The sequence below is a fragment of the Synechococcus sp. WC101 genome (assembly GCF_047461555.1).
Lineage (GTDB): Bacteria > Cyanobacteriota > Cyanobacteriia > Thermostichales > Thermostichaceae > Thermostichus.
Genome location: NZ_JANSHG010000270.1, coordinates 1 through 1,829 on the forward strand (window position 1 = coordinate 1; position 1,829 = coordinate 1,829).

Annotated in this window: 2 protein-coding genes; one reads left to right on the top strand and one right to left on the bottom strand. The window is 61.3% G+C overall.

The genetic code is table 11. The annotated features are described in order from the left end of the window. Positions 1-5 precede the first annotated feature (5 nt). Complete coding sequence (locus NW809_RS12320) at positions 6-1,409, top strand: phosphoglucomutase/phosphomannomutase family protein (protein ID WP_099812648.1); 1,404 nt, start codon at positions 6-8, stop codon at positions 1,407-1,409. A 58-nt stretch (positions 1,410-1,467) separates the two neighbouring features. On the opposite strand, the gene NW809_RS12325 is transcribed toward NW809_RS12320, so the two are convergent. Beyond that, positions 1,468-1,829, bottom strand: a 362-nt coding sequence (locus NW809_RS12325) for a VOC family protein (RefSeq protein ID WP_414402273.1), incomplete at its 5' end; no start/stop codon positions are given.

Below are 1,829 nucleotides of genomic sequence, written 5' to 3' on the forward strand. Positions count from 1 at the left end.
CAATCATGGCCGGGAACTCCATTCGTTTTGGCACTGACGGCTGGCGAGCCGTGATCGCCGATGGCTTTACCTTCCAGAACTTGGGCATTGCCGCCCAGGCCAGCGCCCAGGTGCTGGCCCGCACCTATCCTGGGGCAGGGATCCTGATCGGCTACGACAACCGCTTTCTCTCAGAAAAATTTGCTGCCCACGCTGCCGAGGTGGTGGCGCGGCTGGGGATCCCAGTTTATCTCTCTGCCTGTGTGGCCCCGACACCGGCCTTTAGCTGGGCGGCCAAAGAGCGCGGCTGCCACGGCGCCTTGGTGATCACCGCCAGCCACAACCCGCCCCACTATTCCGGCCTCAAGGTCAAAGGCGGATTTGGCGGCTCCGTGCCGCCGGAGGTTACCGCCGCCATCGAGCAGGAGCTGCACCACCTGCAACCTCTCGCATCCAACCCAGCCCCCATCGAAACCTGGGATCCCTGGCCCGGCTACCTGGCTCAGCTCAGCCGCTTTGTGGATCTGGAGAAGCTCAAAGGATCCCCGGCCAAGATCTGGGTGGATGTCATGTTTGGCTCTGGCGCCGGGGGCCTCAGCCGCCTGTTGGGGGAGAAGGTGATCGAATTGCAGGCACGTCGGGATCCCTTGTTTGGCGGGTTCCCACCGGAGCCGCTGCCGCAAAACCTGCAGACCTCTGCCCAGATCATCGCAGCGGATCCCGCCCCGTTAAAGATGGGTTTGGTCTTCGATGGCGATGCCGACCGCATTGCTGCCCTCGATGGGCAAGGCCATTTTCTCAGCCCGCAGATCCTCATTCCCATCTTGATCGACCACTTGGCGGGGCGGCGCGGCCTGCGGGGCGAGATCGTCAAAACCATCAGCGGCTCGGAGCTATTCGTGAAGGTGGCCGAGCGCTATGGCCTGCCAGTTACGGAAACGCCGGTGGGCTTTAAGTACATCGCCGAGCGCATGCTGAGCACACCGGTGTTGCTGGGGGGAGAAGAATCGGGCGGCATCGGCTATCTGGGCCACATCCCCGAGCGGGATGCCCTCCTCTCTGCCCTGTACTTGATCGAAGCCGTCACCGAAACCGGGCAAGATCTGAGCGCCCTTTACCGAGCTTTGCAAGAACGGGAAGGGTTCACCTCAGTTTACCTACGCCGCGACCTGCACCTGGCGGATCAAGGTCAACAAACCCGGCTCTTCCAGCAGCTACAGACGGATCCCCCCCTTGAGATCCTGGGGCAAAAGGTAATCAAGCATTTCGATCGCGACGGCCACAAGTTTAGCCTTGCCGACGGCAGTTGGGTGATGATCCGGGGCAGCGGCACCGAACCTCTGCTGAGGCTCTACTCGGAAGCCAGAACCTCAGAAGAAGTGAACCGTCTTCTCGATTGGGCAGCTGGGCTGCTCAGCAAGATTGCTTAGGGCTACAGAAGGACGCCCACGGCCCCTAGCTTGCTTGTGCGCGATAGCAGTTCAGAGCTCAAGCACTTGCCTCGGCTGTCTTGGCCTTGGCTTGGTCAAAAGTGCCTGGCGGCTCGTACAGAAACTCAAACAGGTTGCCATCGGGATCCTTGCCATAGAAGGAGGCAGTGCCATCCCGATGGCTGTGAATGGCCCCTACCGGGATCCCTGCGGCTTGCAAGCGCCGATGCTGCTCCTCCAGCTCCTCCCTGCTGCTGAAGACAAAGCCAAAGTGGGGCCCTGCCGCCCGGTAGCCCGGCCCCAAGAGTGCCAGCCCATCGTCTCCGGCTTTCATATAGGCCCAGTCGGGATCCTTCCAGACGTTGACCATCCCCAACTTTTCGTAGAACTCTACTGCCTTAGAGATGTCTTCTACGCGGA

Excerpts from the sequence above, each read along its gene's own strand:
- NW809_RS12320 (WP_099812648.1), top strand. The coding sequence starts at position 6 with ATGGCCGGGAACTCCATTCGTTTTGGCACTGACGGCTGGCGAGCCGTG.